This is a genomic window from Albidovulum aestuarii, from assembly GCF_029961185.1.
GTDB lineage: Bacteria > Pseudomonadota > Alphaproteobacteria > Rhodobacterales > Rhodobacteraceae > Albidovulum > Albidovulum aestuarii.
In genome coordinates, this window is record NZ_JASBQQ010000014.1 from 1 (window position 1) to 16,646 (window position 16,646).

At 61.2% G+C, this 16,646-nt stretch carries 14 protein-coding genes; 7 read left to right on the forward strand and 7 right to left on the reverse strand.

The genetic code is table 11. From position 1 onward, the window contains the following. Positions 1-244 precede the first annotated feature (244 nt). The 7 genes from QKW60_RS20545 to QKW60_RS20575 form a co-directional block, all read right to left on the reverse strand. Complete coding sequence (locus tag QKW60_RS20545) at positions 245-955, reverse strand: ThuA domain-containing protein (protein WP_282371539.1); 711 nt, start codon at positions 953-955, stop codon at positions 245-247. After that, the gene (locus QKW60_RS20550) at positions 952-1,818 is read right to left on the reverse strand and encodes an NAD(P)-dependent oxidoreductase (RefSeq protein WP_282371540.1); all 867 of its coding nucleotides are present in this window, start codon (positions 1,816-1,818) and stop codon (positions 952-954) included. Before QKW60_RS20550 ends, QKW60_RS20545 begins: the two co-directional genes overlap by 4 nt. Beyond that, positions 1,818-3,329: a sugar ABC transporter ATP-binding protein gene (locus QKW60_RS20555; protein WP_282371541.1), complete on the reverse strand. Its 1,512-nt coding sequence runs from the start codon at positions 3,327-3,329 to the stop codon at positions 1,818-1,820. Before QKW60_RS20555 ends, QKW60_RS20550 begins: the two co-directional genes overlap by 1 nt. After that, positions 3,326-4,327, reverse strand: coding sequence for an ABC transporter permease (locus QKW60_RS20560; protein ID WP_282371542.1), 1,002 nt, complete (start codon positions 4,325-4,327; stop codon positions 3,326-3,328). Before QKW60_RS20560 ends, QKW60_RS20555 begins: the two co-directional genes overlap by 4 nt. Positions 4,328-4,341: 14 nt before the next feature. Beyond that, complete coding sequence (locus QKW60_RS20565) at positions 4,342-5,316, reverse strand: ABC transporter permease (RefSeq protein ID WP_282371543.1); 975 nt, start codon at positions 5,314-5,316, stop codon at positions 4,342-4,344. A 31-nt stretch (positions 5,317-5,347) separates the two neighbouring features. Next, positions 5,348-6,136: an SDR family NAD(P)-dependent oxidoreductase gene (locus QKW60_RS20570; protein ID WP_282371544.1), complete on the reverse strand. Its 789-nt coding sequence runs from the start codon at positions 6,134-6,136 to the stop codon at positions 5,348-5,350. A gap of 72 nt (positions 6,137-6,208) precedes the next feature. Beyond that, a complete protein-coding gene (locus QKW60_RS20575) occupies positions 6,209-7,171 on the reverse strand; it encodes a sugar ABC transporter substrate-binding protein (protein ID WP_282371545.1) in 963 nt (320 codons plus the stop codon). A gap of 211 nt (positions 7,172-7,382) precedes the next feature. Here QKW60_RS20575 and QKW60_RS20580 point away from each other — a divergent pair, with 211 nt between their 5' ends. From QKW60_RS20580 to QKW60_RS20610, 7 genes are all read left to right on the forward strand, one after another. Beyond that, the gene (locus QKW60_RS20580; RefSeq protein WP_282371546.1) at positions 7,383-9,209 is read left to right on the forward strand and encodes an extracellular solute-binding protein; all 1,827 of its coding nucleotides are present in this window, start codon (positions 7,383-7,385) and stop codon (positions 9,207-9,209) included. A gap of 12 nt (positions 9,210-9,221) precedes the next feature. Further along, complete coding sequence (locus tag QKW60_RS20585) at positions 9,222-10,028, forward strand: SDR family oxidoreductase (protein WP_282371547.1); 807 nt, start codon at positions 9,222-9,224, stop codon at positions 10,026-10,028. Positions 10,029-10,122: 94 nt separating this feature from the next. After that, entirely contained in the window at positions 10,123-11,421 is a 1,299-nt protein-coding gene (locus QKW60_RS20590) for a M24 family metallopeptidase (RefSeq protein WP_282371548.1), read from the forward strand. Between the two features lie 54 nt (positions 11,422-11,475). After that, entirely contained in the window at positions 11,476-12,465 is a 990-nt protein-coding gene (locus QKW60_RS20595) for a thiamine pyrophosphate-dependent dehydrogenase E1 component subunit alpha (RefSeq protein WP_282371549.1), read from the forward strand. Between the two features lie 8 nt (positions 12,466-12,473). Continuing rightward, positions 12,474-13,469: an alpha-ketoacid dehydrogenase subunit beta gene (locus tag QKW60_RS20600; protein ID WP_282371550.1), complete on the forward strand. Its 996-nt coding sequence runs from the start codon at positions 12,474-12,476 to the stop codon at positions 13,467-13,469. Continuing rightward, complete coding sequence (locus QKW60_RS20605; RefSeq protein ID WP_282371552.1) at positions 13,459-14,790, forward strand: biotin/lipoyl-containing protein; 1,332 nt, start codon at positions 13,459-13,461, stop codon at positions 14,788-14,790. The genes QKW60_RS20600 and QKW60_RS20605 overlap by 11 nt, the downstream gene beginning before the upstream one ends. A 16-nt stretch (positions 14,791-14,806) precedes the next feature. Beyond that, positions 14,807-16,237 (forward strand): NAD-dependent succinate-semialdehyde dehydrogenase, encoded by a 1,431-nt coding sequence (locus tag QKW60_RS20610; protein WP_282371554.1) that lies wholly within the window; start codon positions 14,807-14,809, stop codon positions 16,235-16,237. Positions 16,238-16,646: the final 409 nt, after the last annotated feature.

Sequence of the window (16,646 nt, forward strand, 5' to 3'; positions counted from 1 at the left end):
TCTCTCCCGCGATCCGGGCCTTGGCTGGTTAAAAATGCTGCGTCATGGAACGAACGGCAGGTTCGGGGACGCTGCACGGCGGCGCAAGGTGCCGAGACGAGTGTCGCGTATGGGCCGGCTTTGGATTGACAAAACAGAGAGAAAACTCGACCCCGACTGCCGGGATCCGGCTTCTGTTCATCCGTCTGCTGGCCTGCCTCACCCGGTGTCCCGTTCCACGTATCTCCAACTGGGCCTAATCCTGCTAGCTGCCGCTTCGCTTCGCTGCCCAGAGCGCGCCCCGGCGGATGATCTCGGTCACTTGAGGTACTTTCAGGTCATCGAGCTCATGTCCGATTGAGCAGTAGAACACCCGCCCCTTGTCCCAGCGCCGTTTCCAGACGACGGGGATCACGGTGCCCTCAATCCACCAGAGGTGATCGCCGGAAAAGGTGGTTGTCGCCAGCACCTCGTTCGAGGGATCGACCAGCATGTAATACTGCTCGGTCTTAAGACGAAAACTGCGGATGCCCTTCACGATCGGGTCGTCGGGTTTACAGATCGTCACATCATAGTCGATGTAATCCTCGCGCGGTTGCAGGTTGTCGGGCCAACCGGGCGGATGGGCTACGAACTGGCCGCCGATCAGGAAATGATAGGTCGGTCGGTCACGGAACGCGTCACCCATATGGCCGTGCCAGCCGGCGATGCCGCAGCCGTCGGCGATCAGCTTCAAAAGCCCGTCTTCCTGCGGCTTCGTCATGTTGCCGAATTCTTCCTTGTGACCGGACCGCGCCGAGGACCAGATCGGCGTGATCAGGTCGAGATCGGCCAGATCGCCGGGCTGTTCGAGCGGTTCGAGCGTGTCGTAGACATCGACGCTGAAGCCGTTGTCGCGGAGAAGCGTCGCATACCAGTCGGCAAAATGTACCGGCGTGTGACCTTCCCAGCCGCCGACGAAAAGCGCTGCTTTCATGTTTTTATCTCTCGCATATAGGCTAGTATTGAGGCCATGTCGCGCGGGGCGAACCCGGCGGCTTCGGCTTCCTGCAGGGTTTGAAGTGTAACCATACCCTGCGGCATTGGCGTGCCGAGCGACCGGGCAAGGGTGGCAGTGACCTCCATGTCCTTGCGGGCAAGGCTGACGGTGAAGGTGACATCATGGGCCGCCTCGTCGAGGTAGAGCGGGCGGCGGTATTTCAGCATCGGGGCAGCGGCGGCTGAGGCTTCGATTGCATCGAAGGCGGTCTCGGGCGTGATGCCTGCTGCTTCAGCCAGCGTCATCGCCTCGGCCAGTGTCTGGTTTAACCCGTGGATCAGCGAATTGACGGCGAGTTTCATGACCGAGCCGGCACCGCGTCGGCCGAGGCAGATCACCCGGCGGCCCATCGCTTCGAAGACCGGCATCATGGGGGCGGCAACAGTTTCGGAGCATCCCGCCATGATCATCAACTCCGCAGCCTCGGCGGCCTGCGTCGCGCCGGAGACCGGTGCGTCGATTACAATGGCTCCGTCAGGTGCTGCGTCGGCAAGGCTGTGGATATGTTCGGGGCTCATCGTGCCCATCTCGATGAAGGTCCGCGCCCGCCCGGCGAAAAGCCCCTCGGTGCCAAGGTGAACGGCCTCTGAAGATGCATCGTCGGCCAGCATGGTGACGACGATGTCGCTCGTCTCTGACAGCGCACGCGGCGTGGCTGCGACGGCGCAACCGGTCGCTCGCCCAAAAGTGTCGGCCTTGCCGGAGGACCGGTTCCAGACGGATACATCATGCCCCGCACGGACAAGATTGTGCGCCATATGGGCGCCCATGCGCCCCAGGCCAACGAAGCCGATCTTCATCACGCGACCTTGTCCGACCGGATCCCGGATATCGCCTGCACGAGGTTGTCTTCTGTCACCTCTTCAGAGGTGAATTCGCGGATGATCTCGCCATGGAACATGGCGACGACACGGTCAGAGACGCGCAACACCTCGGGCATTTCCGAACTGATGACAATCACCGCGTATCCCTGCTTGGCCAGATCGCGGATCAGGTTGTGGATCTCGGATTTCGAACCGACGTCTATCCCTCGAGTTGGTTCATCGACGATCAGCACCTTCGGCGCCATCGACAACCATTTGCCAATGACGATCTTCTGCTGGTTGCCCCCCGAAAGGTTGCCGACCCGCTGCCGCCAGCTTGGCGTCTTGATTGCCAGCTTGTCGCGGTACTGGTCGAAGATCGCAATCTCGGCACCGTCGGAAACGAAGGGGCCCGCCGTCAGATCGGCGACCTGCGGCAGGGTCATGTTGTCCCGGCAATTCATGCCAAGCACCAGCCCCTGGCCTTTCCGGTCTTCTGGTACCAGTGATATCCCGTGGCGGATTGCATCGACGGGCGAATGAATGCGGACCTCTTCTCCGTCGAGATGGATGGTACCGTCCGTCGGGTTCCGAAGGCCGAAAAGCGTTTCGGCAATCTCGGTCCGGCCCGCGCCGACAAGGCCGTAGAAGCCAACGACCTCGCCTGACCTGACTTTGAAACTGACGTCGTGATAGAGCGATCCGCACGAGAGGTTTCTGACCTCAATCGCGACCTTTCCGGTCTGGGCATGTTCGACCTTCTGGCCAAGGTCGAGGCTGCGGCCGATCATCAGCTGCGTAACCTCGTCCTCATTGGTTTCGGCGGTGGCAAGAGATCCGCGATATTCGCCGTCACGGAGGACGGAAATCTTCGTGGAAATCGTGAAAATCTCGTCCATCCGATGCGAGATATAGACGATGCCGACGCCTTGCCGGCTGAGGTCGCTGATGATGTCGAACAGCACGACCTTCTCGGCATCGGTCAGCGAGGCTGTCGGCTCGTCGAAGATCACCGCCTTTGCATCGACGGTCAGGGCGCGGGCAATTTCTACCATCTGCTTGTTGGCGATGGACAGGTCGCCAACGATGGTTTGCGGTGTGAACTTGCAGTTCAGCCGCTTCAGGATCGCGGCGGAATTGGAATGCAGGCTGTCCCAATCGACACGGCCAAAGCTTTTTGTGGGCAGTTCGCCGAGATAGATGTTCTCGGCCACCGAAAGCTCATCGGCGAGGCTCAGTTCCTGGTGGATAAAGACGACGCCCTTGGCCTTGGCATCAAGGGGTGAACCCATCGTGACCGGGGCTTCATCTATAAAGATCGTACCATCGTCGGGTTGATAGATGCCGCCCAGAACTTTCATCAGCGTCGACTTTCCGGCACCGTTTTCGCCCAGAAGCGCGTGAACCTCTCCGGGCATCACCTCGAAAGACACGCCGTCAAGGGCCCGGACGCCGGGGAAGGTCTTGACGATCCCTTCAAGCCGAAGGGCTGGCTTTTGCGCGATCATATCTTCAACTCCTCCCGGCCCTTGCGGTTCAGTTGCTTGTCGAGGAACAGGACGGCGATCAGGATCAGTCCGATGACCAGATTGACCATCGCCGTATCCGCGCCGATATGGCCAAGCCCCTTGCGCAGAAGCTGGATCGCGATGACGCCGCCGAAGGTCGAGATCACTGACCCGCTGCCGCCGGTCAGCTTGGTGCCGCCAAGGACCACGGCGGTGATCACCCACAATTCGTAAAGCGTGCCGTCGTTGGGGTTGACCGAGCCACTGGCGGAATAGAAGACCACAGCGCTCAGCGCCGCGAGAAAGCCGATCAGGACGAAGTTCCAGACCATATGTGGTCCGACCCTGATCCCGGCATTGACCGCAGCTTCGCGGTTGTCACCGATCGCATAGGCGTTGCGCCCATGCACGGTCTTCGACATCAAAAGCCAGATCAAAATCGTGAAGACAACGAAGACGATGGTCGGCGTCTCGATCCCGAAAAGATCCGCCTCGGCAATGTCGACGAGGGTCCAGTTCAGATGCGAGGTTGGCTGTTCGCCGTTGTACATGAAGACAAGGCCGCGAAAGCCGAGCATGGAGCCGAGCGTCACGATGAACGCATCGACGCCGGTCTTCCATACGATGAGGCCATTGATTAGGCCAAGGACCATGCCCGTGCCGAGCGCCAGCAGCCAGGCGACCGGGATCACCCAATCGCCGAGACCGGCGAAGATTGGCCAGGTCATGGAATCGAGCATGACGATGGCGCAAAGCGCATAGGTCGCGCCGACCGAGAGATCGATATTGCCGTTGATCATCACGATGGTCATGCCAAGCGCGATGATTCCGATCGGGGCAGATTGCTTGAACAACAGCAGCATGTTGGCCCCATCCATGAACGCCTTGTCCGAGACCGACAGGAAATGGCCCGCGATGCTGAAGAAGACTAGCTCGATCACGATGAAGCCCCAGATCGCGCTTTGCTTGAAAAGCTTGTTCTTCCTTTCGGTATGCATGATCAGGCCCCCCCTCAGGCGATCGGCGACCAAAGCCGACCGCGCTTGGCCGCGATATCGAGCCAGACAGCCAGGATGATGATGACCCAGGTGACGACGTACTGGACATAAAACTGCAATCCGACGAGCAGGAGGCCGTTCTGGATGAAGCCGAGGATCAGGACACCGATCACCGTCTTGAACACGGTGCCGGATCCGCCCAGTAGCGAGGCGCCGCCAAGAATGACGGCGGCAAGTACATCAAGCTCCAGCCCCTGACCCACGGTGTTCTGACTGCCGAGAGAGCGGCTGGCCTGGATGAGGCCTGCGGTTGCGACGCAGAAAGACGAGATGATGTAGGTCATGAATACGACGCGCGCGCGCGGAATGCCCGAAAACGTGGCCGCCGTGCCATTACCGCCGACGGCATAAACCTTTCGGCCGAAGGGCGTCTTGGCGAGGATCACCGTCAGAACGACGGCAAGAAGCCCGAACATGAGAACCGGCACCGGGATGCCGAATATTGCGCCTTGACCAAAGACTGAAAACCAGGTGCCGGACTTGTCCACGATGTCCATGTTCTTGCCGCCGGAATAGGTCAAGGTCAGCCCGTGGATCGCTGACAGCATCCCAAGCGTCACGATCAGCGAGTTGAGCTTCAGGTATCCGACCAGAAACCCGATGAAAGCGCCAAGGGCCATGGTCATCGCGAACATGGCCGGGATTGCCATTGAAGGCCCCAGCTTGTCGTGCAGATCAAGGACGACGATGGTCGAGAACGACATCATCGACCCGACTGACAGGTCGAGATTGCCGCTGACGACAACGAAAGTGACACCCAGAGCCATCACTCCGAGAATGGCAGAAGAGCGGATCACGCCGAGGACGTTGTCGAGCCCGAGAAAGCGCTGATTGGCAATCGTGAAGCCGATCATGAACAGGATGAAGGCAACGAGAATTCCGTGGCGCGCCAGCATGCTAGTCAGAGATTTCAACCTTTCATCCGCCATGTTTCCGGTCCTCCCCTTTTCCACCGCCGCTTCAGACAAGCGTCATTCCCCCATCTATCATCACGATCTGCCCCGTCATGTAGTCGCTGTCCGCCGAGGCAAGAAAGGTGGTCGTGCCGGTGATATCCGCCGGCTTTGCCACACGACCTTTCAGAATGCCGGCGGCAAACTCTTCCATCGCCTGACCGGGGCGTTCGGCAGCGCCAATCGCCATCAGGTCGCGGTCGACATCCTCCCACATTTCCGTGGCCACGACACCCGGCGCAAAGCCGGTAACGGTGATGTCGTGCTTGGCCAGATCCCGCGCGCCCGACTGAGTCAGCGAGACGACGGCCCATTTCGACGCGCAATAGGGCGCCACATTGTCATATCCCTGACGGCTGGCGATCGATGCTGTGTTGATGATCTTGCCACCGGTTCCCTGGGCGATCATCTGCTTTGCCGCTTCCTGCATGCCGATCATGACGCCCAGACCATTGATATCCATGATCATGCGCCAGTTTTCTTCGGTCACGTCCAGAAAGTTCATCGGCTTGTTGACGCCGGCATTGTTGAACTTCACGTCGAGCTTGCCGAAGGCCGCGACCGTTTTCGCGATCATCTCGCTGACTTGGGTACGGTCGGTGACGTCGACGCCGCAGGCAATGGCCCGGCCGTTTCTGCCAGCTTGGGTGTCGCGAACAACTTCGGCGACCTTGGCCGCGTTGATGTCGGCAAAGCAGACATCCGCACCTTCATCGAGAAGCGCTTCGCCAATGGCGCGGCCGATGCCCTGTGCTGCTCCGGTCACGATACACGACCGGCCTGAAACGCGCCCCATGGTGCCCCCAGCGAAGATGATTGAATGGAAAGCGGGCGGACCAACCGGACCGCCCGTGCAGGATCAGAGGTATCAGAACACCGGCTTGGTGAACTCGCTCATGTTGTCCTGGGTAATCTTCGGCGTGTCGAAGTAGTTCAGGAACGGAACGTCGACACCGTTGAGCACGTCGAGCGCCGTCTTCAACGCCGCCTCGGCATCATCAACCGGCGACTGATAGATCGAGCCCCAGTATTCACCGGCTTCCATCGCCTCGTAGCCGACGGCAAAGTTGGTGGCGCCGACGAAGATGATGCCTTCGCGGCCCGCAGCCTTGGCTGCATTCAACGCGCCCACGCCCATGTTGTCGTCGCCCGCATAGACACCGTCGATGTCGTCGTATTTTACGAGGAAAGCCTCCATCACGGTCTGCGACTTTTCACGGTTCCAGTCGCCAGGCTGGGTTTCCACAATGGTCACGTTCGGGCAAACCTCGGGCAGACGGTCGTCAAAGCCCTTCTGCCGCTCGATCGCGGTCGTATAGCCGGGTTGACCCGAGATCTGTACGACCTTGGCTTCGTCCTGGATGCCCATTTCCGTGAACTTTTCGCACATGATCTCGGCCGAGCGCGATCCTTGTGTGATGTTGTCCGGACCCGAGAATGACTTCACGAATTCGAACCCCGGCTCGGCGATGTTGGAATTGGTCACGATGACCGGGATGCCAGCCTTGTGGGCCTCGCGCACGGCGGGGATCACCGCTTCGCCATTGGTCGGCCAGATGATGATCGCGTCCACTTCCTGCTGGATCAGATCCTGCACCTGGGCAATCTGGCGCGCGACATCGCCGCCTGCATCAAGAACCACCGCCTCGACATCTGCATTGGCCTCGGCCGCAGCAATGAACGCCTTTTCATAAGTCGTCTGGTAGCTGTCGACGCCGACATTGTTCTGGGTGATGCCGATCTTGTAGGTCTCGGCCATAGCGACACTTGCAAAGGCGATACCAGCCAGAGCCGTCGATCCTGCAATCAGGGTCCTTACAGTCGTGTTCATAGGTTTCCTCCCGTTGATTTGAACGCTGTCACGGCCATCGCCCCCCTGTCTCGGGGAATCACCTCATGGATGACCGGCTGATGTTAGCATCGGGAATTTGGCCGCTTCTCCCTCATGCGTTTTGTTCAATATGAACATTTAAGTATCCATTCTGGATTTATTGCCGATACTCAGGCCCGGTCAATCTGGACATTTTCGGAAGGAGATGGGGATGCGCGAGTCGAAAACCCCCAAATCGGACATTTCAACACGGGGCGGACGAGACGCGGTGCGGATGCAGGATATTCAAAAAGACTATCTGGCGTCCGGCAAGGCGTCCTCGGGTCCCGGGCCCGACACCGACAGCGCGGAACTTTTGCGCGTCATCAGCTTTCTGGAAGCGTTTTCGGGCGAGATGGAGGCAGCCCTTGAGGTGACCGCCGCCAACCCGCACATGAACATGGCAGCCTTCCTGATCCGCAATCACCTTGAAGGCCGGACGGTCACCCCCTCGGCGCTCGTTGCCTCAGCGGGCGTGCCCTATGCAACGGCTCGGCGCAAGCTTGAAGAGATGCTGAACGCGGGGCTGATCGAACAACGCCCGCGCACGAAAAGCGGCAAGAGCTTTTCGCTGCACCCCGGAGTGGAACTCCTTGCGAGTTGGGGCCAGTTTTCAGACCGGGTGCTGCGGCTCGCGCGCGAGCAACTGGGAGGTCCCGCCGGTCCGGAAGCCGGGCGCGACTATTACTTTGGCGGTTCCTATATGGCGGGCAAGTCGATTCAGCCGCCCAAGGTGCTGCCCGAACCTCTGACGCTGCCCGGCGGGTTGCGCATCCTCGTCCATGGCGATCCAACCTTCATGGTCATGGAAAACCTCAAGCGCCAATTCGAACAGGTAATCGGCACCAAGATCAATCAGCGCGCCTTTTCCATCGACCGGCTGCATGAAGAGGCCTTGCGTAATGCCGATCGCAGGATCAGCCGTTATGACATCATCGCGGTTGACCTGCCCTGGATCGGCGAATTCGCAGAAAAGGGCCTTCTGTTGCCGCTCAATGATCTGTTCGACGTGAACCGGCTTGACCCCGGCGACTTTCACACCGCCGGATGGAAGGCGACACATTGGGGCGGCAAACCCTATGGTGTGCCAAGCCAGACGACACCGGAACTGCTGTTTTACCGCAAGGACTGGTTCGCTGAGGCCGGGCTTGAACCGCCCGCGACCACAAGCGCGGTTCTTGAGGCGGCGCGGGTGCTGCATGACCCTGCACATGGTCGCTATGGCGTGGCATGGAATGCCGCACGCGGTACGGCGCTTGGCCATCAGTTCATGATGGCCTGCGCCGATTTCGGCCAGCCGGTGCTGAATCTCGACCCGATTGCCGGGGGATATGATGCCGATGTCGCAGGGCGTCGCGATCTGGTCCCGACGATCGACACGCCGCGGGCGCTGGAAGCCGCAGAGTACCTCAAGGCGCTTCTGGAATTCTCGCCGCCCGACATCCTGTCGATGTCCTGGTATGAACGCATCCGACCCTATGCCGCGGGCAAGATCGCGATGGCCTACGGCTATACGCTGCTCGCCCCCTATTTTGAACTTGATCCCTCGTCGCCCGCCCACAGCCAGACCGGCTACCTGCCGCATCCGGCCGGACCGCATGGCCAGGCCGTGGCCCCGGTCGGCGGCTATGTCCTCGCCATTCCGTCGAACCTGCCCGAAGACCGCCGGGCTGCTACTGCCGAGGCGCTGATCGCCTTCACATCGCCCGAGGCGCAGAAGCTCTACATTCAGAATGGCAGCCGGACGGCGCCGCGCTATTCGGTCGGGGCTGACCCCGATGTGCGGCGGCTTTCCACGATATTCGAGGCGGTCGACGCGATGTCATGGCGCGACGAATTGCAGTTCTGGCCGCGTCCTCCGGTCCCTCAGATATCCGAGATCATCCACATCTGCGGCCAAGAAATGCACGACATGCTGCGCGGCATCGTGAGCCCGCGCGAAGCACTCAGAAACGCGCAATCGCGGGCCGAAACCGCGATGCGCCAAAACACCACCTGAAGGGAGAGACCCATGGACCCCAACCGTCTCAAGGGCAAGAACATCATGATCACCGGTGCCGCTCAGGGCATGGGGGCCTGCAACGCCGAGTATTTCGCCGCGCAAGGGGCGAATGTCTGCCTGGGGGACGTCAATGTCGATGGGGTCAACGAGGTTGCGAAACGGATCAACGAGGCTGGCAACGGCAAGGCCATCGCGGTCAAGCTCGACGTGACGAAACGCGAAGACAACGCCGCGGCGGTGGCGGCCACGGTGGATGCCTTCGGCTATATCAACGTCGCCCTGATGAATGCCGGTGTGAACAAGCCGCGCATGTTCATGGATATCGACGAAGACAACTGGGACATGATCATGGACATCAACGCCAAGGGCATGCTGTTCGGCATGCAGGAGGCGGCGCGCCAGATGATCAAACAGGGTCCGATGGACGAGGTCTACAAGATCATCAATGTCGGCTCGATCGTGTCGCGCACGGCGTTCCTGGACGTGGTGCCCTACAGCTGTTCGAAATACTGCGCGCTGGCGATGATCATCGGCGGGGCCAAGGCACTTTGGGAGCACAACATCACCGTCAACGGCTATGCGCCGGGTGTTGTGCGAACCGAGCTTTGGGAACAACTCGACAAGGATCTGGTGGAAATCGGCATGTTCGAAGAAGAAGGCCAGTCGATGGACCACCTCGCCAAGACCATGATCACCATGAAGAAATACAGCTATCCCGACGATGTGAAAGGCACCGCCGCCTTCCTCGTCTCGCCTGAAAGCGACTACATGACCGGCCAACTGATCATGATCGACGGCGGCATGATCATGCAGTGATCCCACCCTCAACATAACCGGGCGGGCCACGGTCCGCCTCATCCTGAATCCATCATGAAAGCGGCGGGTTGAAGCCCGCCCTACGGAGATTGTCATGTCCCGCGCCCTGACGCCTAACATCCTCACCCCCGCCGATCTGGAGCCGCACTGGAAATGGGAAGGTCGTCTTCCGGCCTGGGGCCATACATCCGTCGATTTCGAACGCCGCGTTGATCACGATCGCCTGCGCCGCTACCGTCTGTCGCGCACCCGTCAGGCGCTGAAGGCCAGCGATTGCGGTACGCTTCTGCTCTTCGATGTCAACAACATCCGTTATGTCTCGGCCACCAAGATCGGCGAGTGGGAACGCGACAAGATGTGCCGCTTCTGCCTGCTGACCGGCGATGACGCGCCCTATGTCTGGGATTTCGGCTCTGCCGCCGTGCATCACAAGAAGTATTCCGACTGGCTGGTACCGGACCATTGCCGCGCCGGTGTCGTCGGAATGCGCGGCACCATCCCGCCAAGCTTCGGATTGATGAAACGCTATGCCGAGGAAATCGCGGGCCTTATCCGCGATGCCGGCATGATCGATATGCCGGTCGGCGTCGACTACGCCGAAACCGCAATGTTCCACGCGCTGAAAGAGGCCGGGCTGAACGTCGTCGATGGCCAGCAGATCATGCTTAGCGCCCGCGAGATCAAGAACTGGGACGAAATCCAGCTTCTGACCCAGGCGGCCAGCATGGTCGATGGCGTCTATCACATGATCTATGAAGAGCTGAAACCAGGCGTGCGCGAGAACGATATCGTCGCGCTCTCGAACAAGCTTCTCTATGAGATGGGCTCGGACGATGTCGAGGCGATCAACGCCATATCGGGCGAACGCTGCAATCCGCATCCGCACAACTTCACCGACCGCCTGTTCCGCCCCGGCGATCAAGCCTTTTTCGACATCCTGCAAAGCTATCAGGGTTACCGGACCTGTTATTACCGCACCTTCAACATCGGCCGCGCGACGCCTGCGCAGCGCGATGCCTATGTGAAGGCGCGCGAATGGATCGATGCCTCCATCGCCGCGATCAAACCCGGTGTCACCACCGATCAGGTCGCCAAGCTCTGGCCCAAGGCCGAGGAGTTCGGTTTTCCGGATGAACTGTCCGCATTCGGCCTGCAATTCGGCCACGGCCTCGGCCTCGCGCTTCACGAGCGCCCGATCATCAGCCGGGCGGTCAGCCTCGAGAACCCGATGGAGATCCAGACCGGCATGGTCTTTGCGCTGGAAACCTATTGCCCCGCCACCGACGGGTTCTCTGCCGCGCGGATCGAGGAAGAGGTGGTCGTCACCGACAAGGGCTGCGAGGTCATCAGTCTGTTCCCGGCCGAGGAACTGCCAATCGCCAACCGCTACTGAACACTCCCAGACTGGCCCGCCTTCCGGGGCGGGCCGCTTTTCACAGGGATCCCGATGAACACCGCGAAAGCCAGAACCAACTCCGAAGACTACCTGCGCATGTATCGCCAGATGGTGCGCATCCGCAGCTTCGAGGACAACGCCAACCAGCTTTACCTCTCGGCCAAGATGCCGGGCCTCACGCATATGTATTCCGGCGAGGAAGCCGTGGCCGTAGGCATCTGCGAGGCACTGCGCGTGACCGACAAAATCACCTCGACCCATCGCGGCCATGGCCATTGCGTCGCCAAGGGGGCCGAGTTCCGTCAGATGTTCTGCGAACTTCTTGGCAAGGAAGAAGGCTATTGCCGCGGCAAGGGCGGCTCGATGCATATCGCCGATCAGGCCAATGGAAATCTCGGCGCCAATGCCATTGTCGGCGGCTCCATGGGCATCGCGACGGGTGCCGCGCTTTCGGCCAAGAGACTGGGGCGCGATGATGTCACCGTCTGTTTCTTCGGCGACGGCGCCACGGCGCAGGGCTTGATGTATGAGGTGATGAACATGGCAGCACTCTGGAAGCTGCCCGTCATCTATGCCTGCGAGAACAACCTTTACGGTGAATACACCAAGGTCGAGGAAACCGCCGCCGGGTCCATCACCGCCCGTGCCGAAGCCTTCGGGATCGAGGCGTTCACCGTCGACGGACAGGACGTTCTGGCGGTCAACGACCTGACGCAAAAGCTCGTCGCGCGGGCCCGTAAGGGCGAGGGCCCGTTCTTTGTCGAGCTGATGACCTACCGCTATCACGGCCATCATGTCGGTGACATCAACCGCGAATACTACCGGTCCAAGGAAGAAGAGGCCGACTGGAAGGCCAATCGCGACCCGATCACCAATTTCGGTAAGTGGCTGGCGACGGAAGGCATCGCAACCGATGCCGAGCTTGAGGCCATCCGCGCCGAGGTGAAAGCCGATGCCGCCGCCGCCGTCGACTACGCGCTGGCGGCGAAATACCCCGACACCTCCGAGGTAGGCATGCATGTCTACGCGGCAAACGGCTGAGGCAAATCATGCGCGATATCACCCTTTCCAAGGCCGTGAACGAGGCCATCGCCGAGGAAATGCGCCGCGATCCGACGATCTTCCTGATCGGCGAGGACGTGGCCGAGGCCGGCACACCCTTCAAGGTTCTCTCGGGCCTTGTCGAAGAATTCGGCCCCGAACGTATCATCGACACGCCAATTGCCGAGCCGGGTTTCATGGGAATCGCGGTCGGTGCCGCGATGACCGGCTCGCGCCCAATCGTCGATCTGATGTTCGGCGACTTCCTCTTCCTGGTGATGGATCAGCTGTGCAATCAGGCAGCCAAGACCCACTACATGTCGGGTGGCAAGCTGAACGTGCCCTTGGTCCTGCGCACCAATCTCGGCGCGACCCGCCGCTCCGCCGCGCAGCATTCGCAGTCGCTGCACGCGCTGGTCGCCCATATCCCGGGGCTGAAGGTCGCAATGCCATCCTCGGCCTACGAGGCCAAGGGCCTGATGAAGACCGCGATCCGCGACAACAACCCGGTCGTGATCTTTGAAGACAAGCTCATGTACAACGACAAGTCTCCGGTGCCGGAGGGCGAATACCTGATCCCCTTCGGTCAGGCGAACATCAAGCGCGAAGGCACCGACATCACGCTGATCGGCACCTCGTCCATGGTGCAGGTCGCCGAAAGGGCCGCCGAACTGCTGGCGGCCGAGGGCATCAGCGCCGAAGTCATCGATCCGCGCACCATCGTACCGCTGGACGAGGAAACCATTCTTAGATCCGTGCGCAAGACCAGCCGCGCCATCGTCATCGACGAAGGACATCAGAGCTATGGCATCACCGGTGAAATCGCCAGCCGTATCATGGAAAAGGCTTTCTATCATCTCGACGGTCCGGTGATCCGCATGGGCGCGATGGACGTGCCGGTGCCGTTCTCGCCAGCACTTGAAGACGTCACGGTGCCAACGCCCGAAGGCGTGGCCGAGAATGCGCGTCGGCTGATGCGGGGGGAAATGTTCCATGCCGCATGAGGTAATCATGCCGGCGCTGGGAATGGCGCAGGAAACCGGATTGATCGTTTCCTGGCTGAAACAGCCGGGCGATGCCGTGCGCACAGGCGAGGCGTTGATGGAGGTCGAGACCGACAAGGCGGTGATGGAGGTCGAGGCGCTGGCGGACGGATTTCTCTCTGACGTGCGCGCGGCCCCCGGTGAGTCGGTGCCGGTGGGTCAGGTCGTGGCCATGATCGCCGACAGCGCCGATGTGGTACCGGCAACACAAATTCGTCCAGTCGGGACCGAACCTGCCGCCGCCGCTGCACCCGTCGCCCTGCCCGAAGGTCAGAATATCATCATGCCCGCCCTCGGCATGGCGCAGGAAACCGGTAGGGTCGTGTCCTGGGCCAAGGTACCGGGCGAGGCCGTTGCTGCCGATGACGTGCTGCTGGAGGTCGAGACCGACAAGAGCACGATGGAAGTGCCCGCAGGCCATGACGGCTTTGTCGCGGCCCTTCTTGCCGAAGCGGGGCAGGACGTGCCGGTGGGCGACGTGATCGCCATTATCACCGCCAGCAAACCCGATGCGCCGATTCAGGCGCGTGCGGCCGCACATTCGGCAGTTTCTGAACCCACACCAGTTGCGCCAACCGCGCCTGCGCCACACCGTGCGTTGGAAGCGGTGGTAGCGCCCGATGGCCGCATCCTAGCCTCGCCCAAGGCGCGTCGCCTCGCCGCCGAAGAGGGGCTCGACCTCGGGCGCCTTGTGGCTGCCGGACATAAGCAGCCCTTCCACGTCACGGATCTGGAAACCCTTCGTAACCTGTCTGTGACGCAGGTGGACGCTAGTATCCTTCCCGTCTCCGCGGCGCCTGCCACCATGATGCACGCGGCACACCAGATTGGCGCGCGTGCGCCGCTGGCCGGAACAATCGACTTTCTTGCGCGGATGGAGGCCGAAGCGGGTATCACACTGCCCCCGGATACCCTCTGGGCCCGCTTTGCCGCCGAGGCGTACCGCGCCGCAGCTGGCGTTGCCGAGATAATGGTAGAGGTGGCAGCCCTCGGGGCAGACCCCAGACGGATCGCGAACCCCGACCGTGCAAGGCTGTCCGATCAATCCGAGGATACGTCCGGCCGCCCCGCCGCACTCATCCTTCGCGACCTGACGGCAAGCCCCATCACCACGATGCGGGTCGGCCCCAGCACCGCACCGATACTCAGCATCGGTAAGGACGGTGAAAGCTATTTGCTGACGCTGGATTTCACCGATGGCCAGTTGTCCGAAGACGCGGCCATCGCCTTCATCACCGGTTTTGCCGGGCGCCTGTCCGAACCACTTCTTCACATGATCTGACCAGCAAGGAAACCCGATGTTCCAGACGGATCTCTATATCGACGGCCAGTGGCGCCCCGGTGCGTCCGGCACCCGTTTTGACGTGATCAACCCGGCGACGGAGGAAGTTCTGGCGTCCGTCGCCTCGGCCGAGATCGTCGATGCCGGAGCCGCGCTTGATGCCGCCGAAGCCGCAATGAAGGATTGGGCCGCCCAGACCCCGCGCGCGCGATCCGAGGTGCTGCGCAAGGCGTGGGAGTTGATGATCGCCCGGCAGGAAGAATTCGCCCGGCTCATCACCTTGGAAAACGGCAAGGCCCGCGCCGACGCGATGGGCGAGGCCGCCTATGCCGCCGAATTCTTCCGCTGGTTCGCCGAGGAAGCGGTGCGCGCAGATGGCCTGATCACCCATGCCCCGGCCTCGGGCGCGCGGATCATTGTCCAGCACAAACCGGCAGGCCTTGCCGTGCTGGTGACCCCCTGGAACTACCCCGCGGCGATGGGCACCCGCAAGATCGCTCCCGCACTGGCCGCCGGTTGCGCGGTGATCATCAAGCCCGCCTCCGAGACGCCGCTGACCATGCTTGCCCTGATGCCGCTGCTTGAGCAGGCGGGCGTGCCCAAGGGTCTTGTCAACGTCCTGCCCTCGCGCCAGACCGGCGCGCTCGTCGATCACATGTTGCACGACCCCCGCGTCCGGGTGATCAGCTTCACCGGCTCAACCAACGTCGGTTGCAAACTTCTGCATTCCGCCGCCGATCAGGTGCTGAAACCGGCGATGGAACTGGGCGGCAATGCGCCCCTTATCGTCTTCGACGATGCCGATCTGGACGTGGCGGTCGAAGGCGCGATGCTGGCCAAGATGCGCAATCTGGGCGAAGCCTGCACGGCGGCAAACCGGATCTACGTTCATGCCGATGTGGCCGATGCTTTTACAAGCAAGTTCACTGCCGCGATGGCGGCATTGAAACTTGGCGATGGCAGCGATCCGTCGGTCGATGTTGGCCCGCTCGTCAATGCCGACACCCGCGAAAAGGTGGCGGCTTTCGTGGAGGATGCCGTGGCCAAGGGTGCAAAGCTGGAACTGGGCGGCAAGGCGCCGGGCGGCAAGGGGTTTTTCTACCCGCCCACGGTCTTGTCGAACGTCCCTGAAACCGCTGATTGCGTGCATGACGAGATCTTCGGCCCCGTCGCCGCGATCCAGAGTTTCACCGATCAGGATGATGTCATCGCGCGGGCCAATGCGACGGAATACGGGTTGGTGGCCTACGTCTTCACCGAGGATATGAAGCGCGGATTGCAGGTTTGCGAGCGGCTGGACTACGGCATGGTGGGCCTCAACCGCGGCCTCGTTTCTGACCCGGCAGCCCCCTTCGGCGGCGTCAAGCAATCCGGCCTCGGGCGCGAGGGCGGCCATGAGGGTATGCTGGAATTCATGGAAACCCAGTACATATCCGCGAGTTGGTAGACGGCTTCTGTGCGACCCTGCCATTCACAAGTCAGAAATGCTGCGACAGGGAACCAACGGCAGCTTTGGGGAAGCTGCGCTGCGGCGTCGAACCCTGTCGCCAATGTCGCCTTTGGGCCGTCCTTAACGGTGATGCTGCGAAACTTAAGTGAAAATGCTGCGCCCGATCCAATGGCGGCAGAGAGCCCGAATTGCCCGTTGCTGCACTCGGTCGGAATGAACGCGATGCGCACAAAGCTGACAGTGCCCATAATCGGCGGGGAACTAGTTTTGGCTCAGGGCGGCAGCACTGCGCCTGAGCAGTACATCAGCGTTATCGGCGCGGCGCGTACTATTTCTCGACAGCATCTTGCCTTGTCTGCATATTTGCGCCTCAAACGTATAGCAAGGGGCCGTTGCGTGACGCCAA

Coding starts and splice junctions, on each gene's coding strand:
- QKW60_RS20545 (WP_282371539.1), bottom strand. CDS start 955: ATGAAAGCAGCGCTTTTCGTCGGCGGCTGGGAAGGTCACACGCCGGTA.
- QKW60_RS20550 (WP_282371540.1), bottom strand. CDS start 1,818: ATGAAGATCGGCTTCGTTGGCCTGGGGCGCATGGGCGCCCATATGGCG.
- QKW60_RS20555 (WP_282371541.1), bottom strand. CDS start 3,329: ATGATCGCGCAAAAGCCAGCCCTTCGGCTTGAAGGGATCGTCAAGACC.
- QKW60_RS20560 (WP_282371542.1), bottom strand. CDS start 4,327: ATGCATACCGAAAGGAAGAACAAGCTTTTCAAGCAAAGCGCGATCTGG.
- QKW60_RS20565 (WP_282371543.1), bottom strand. CDS start 5,316: ATGGCGGATGAAAGGTTGAAATCTCTGACTAGCATGCTGGCGCGCCAC.
- QKW60_RS20570 (WP_282371544.1), bottom strand. CDS start 6,136: ATGGGGCGCGTTTCAGGCCGGTCGTGTATCGTGACCGGAGCAGCACAG.
- QKW60_RS20575 (WP_282371545.1), bottom strand. CDS start 7,171: ATGAACACGACTGTAAGGACCCTGATTGCAGGATCGACGGCTCTGGCT.
- QKW60_RS20580 (WP_282371546.1), top strand. CDS start 7,383: ATGCGCGAGTCGAAAACCCCCAAATCGGACATTTCAACACGGGGCGGA.
- QKW60_RS20585 (WP_282371547.1), top strand. CDS start 9,222: ATGGACCCCAACCGTCTCAAGGGCAAGAACATCATGATCACCGGTGCC.
- QKW60_RS20590 (WP_282371548.1), top strand. CDS start 10,123: ATGTCCCGCGCCCTGACGCCTAACATCCTCACCCCCGCCGATCTGGAG.
- QKW60_RS20595 (WP_282371549.1), top strand. CDS start 11,476: ATGAACACCGCGAAAGCCAGAACCAACTCCGAAGACTACCTGCGCATG.
- QKW60_RS20600 (WP_282371550.1), top strand. CDS start 12,474: ATGCGCGATATCACCCTTTCCAAGGCCGTGAACGAGGCCATCGCCGAG.
- QKW60_RS20605 (WP_282371552.1), top strand. CDS start 13,459: ATGCCGCATGAGGTAATCATGCCGGCGCTGGGAATGGCGCAGGAAACC.
- QKW60_RS20610 (WP_282371554.1), top strand. CDS start 14,807: ATGTTCCAGACGGATCTCTATATCGACGGCCAGTGGCGCCCCGGTGCG.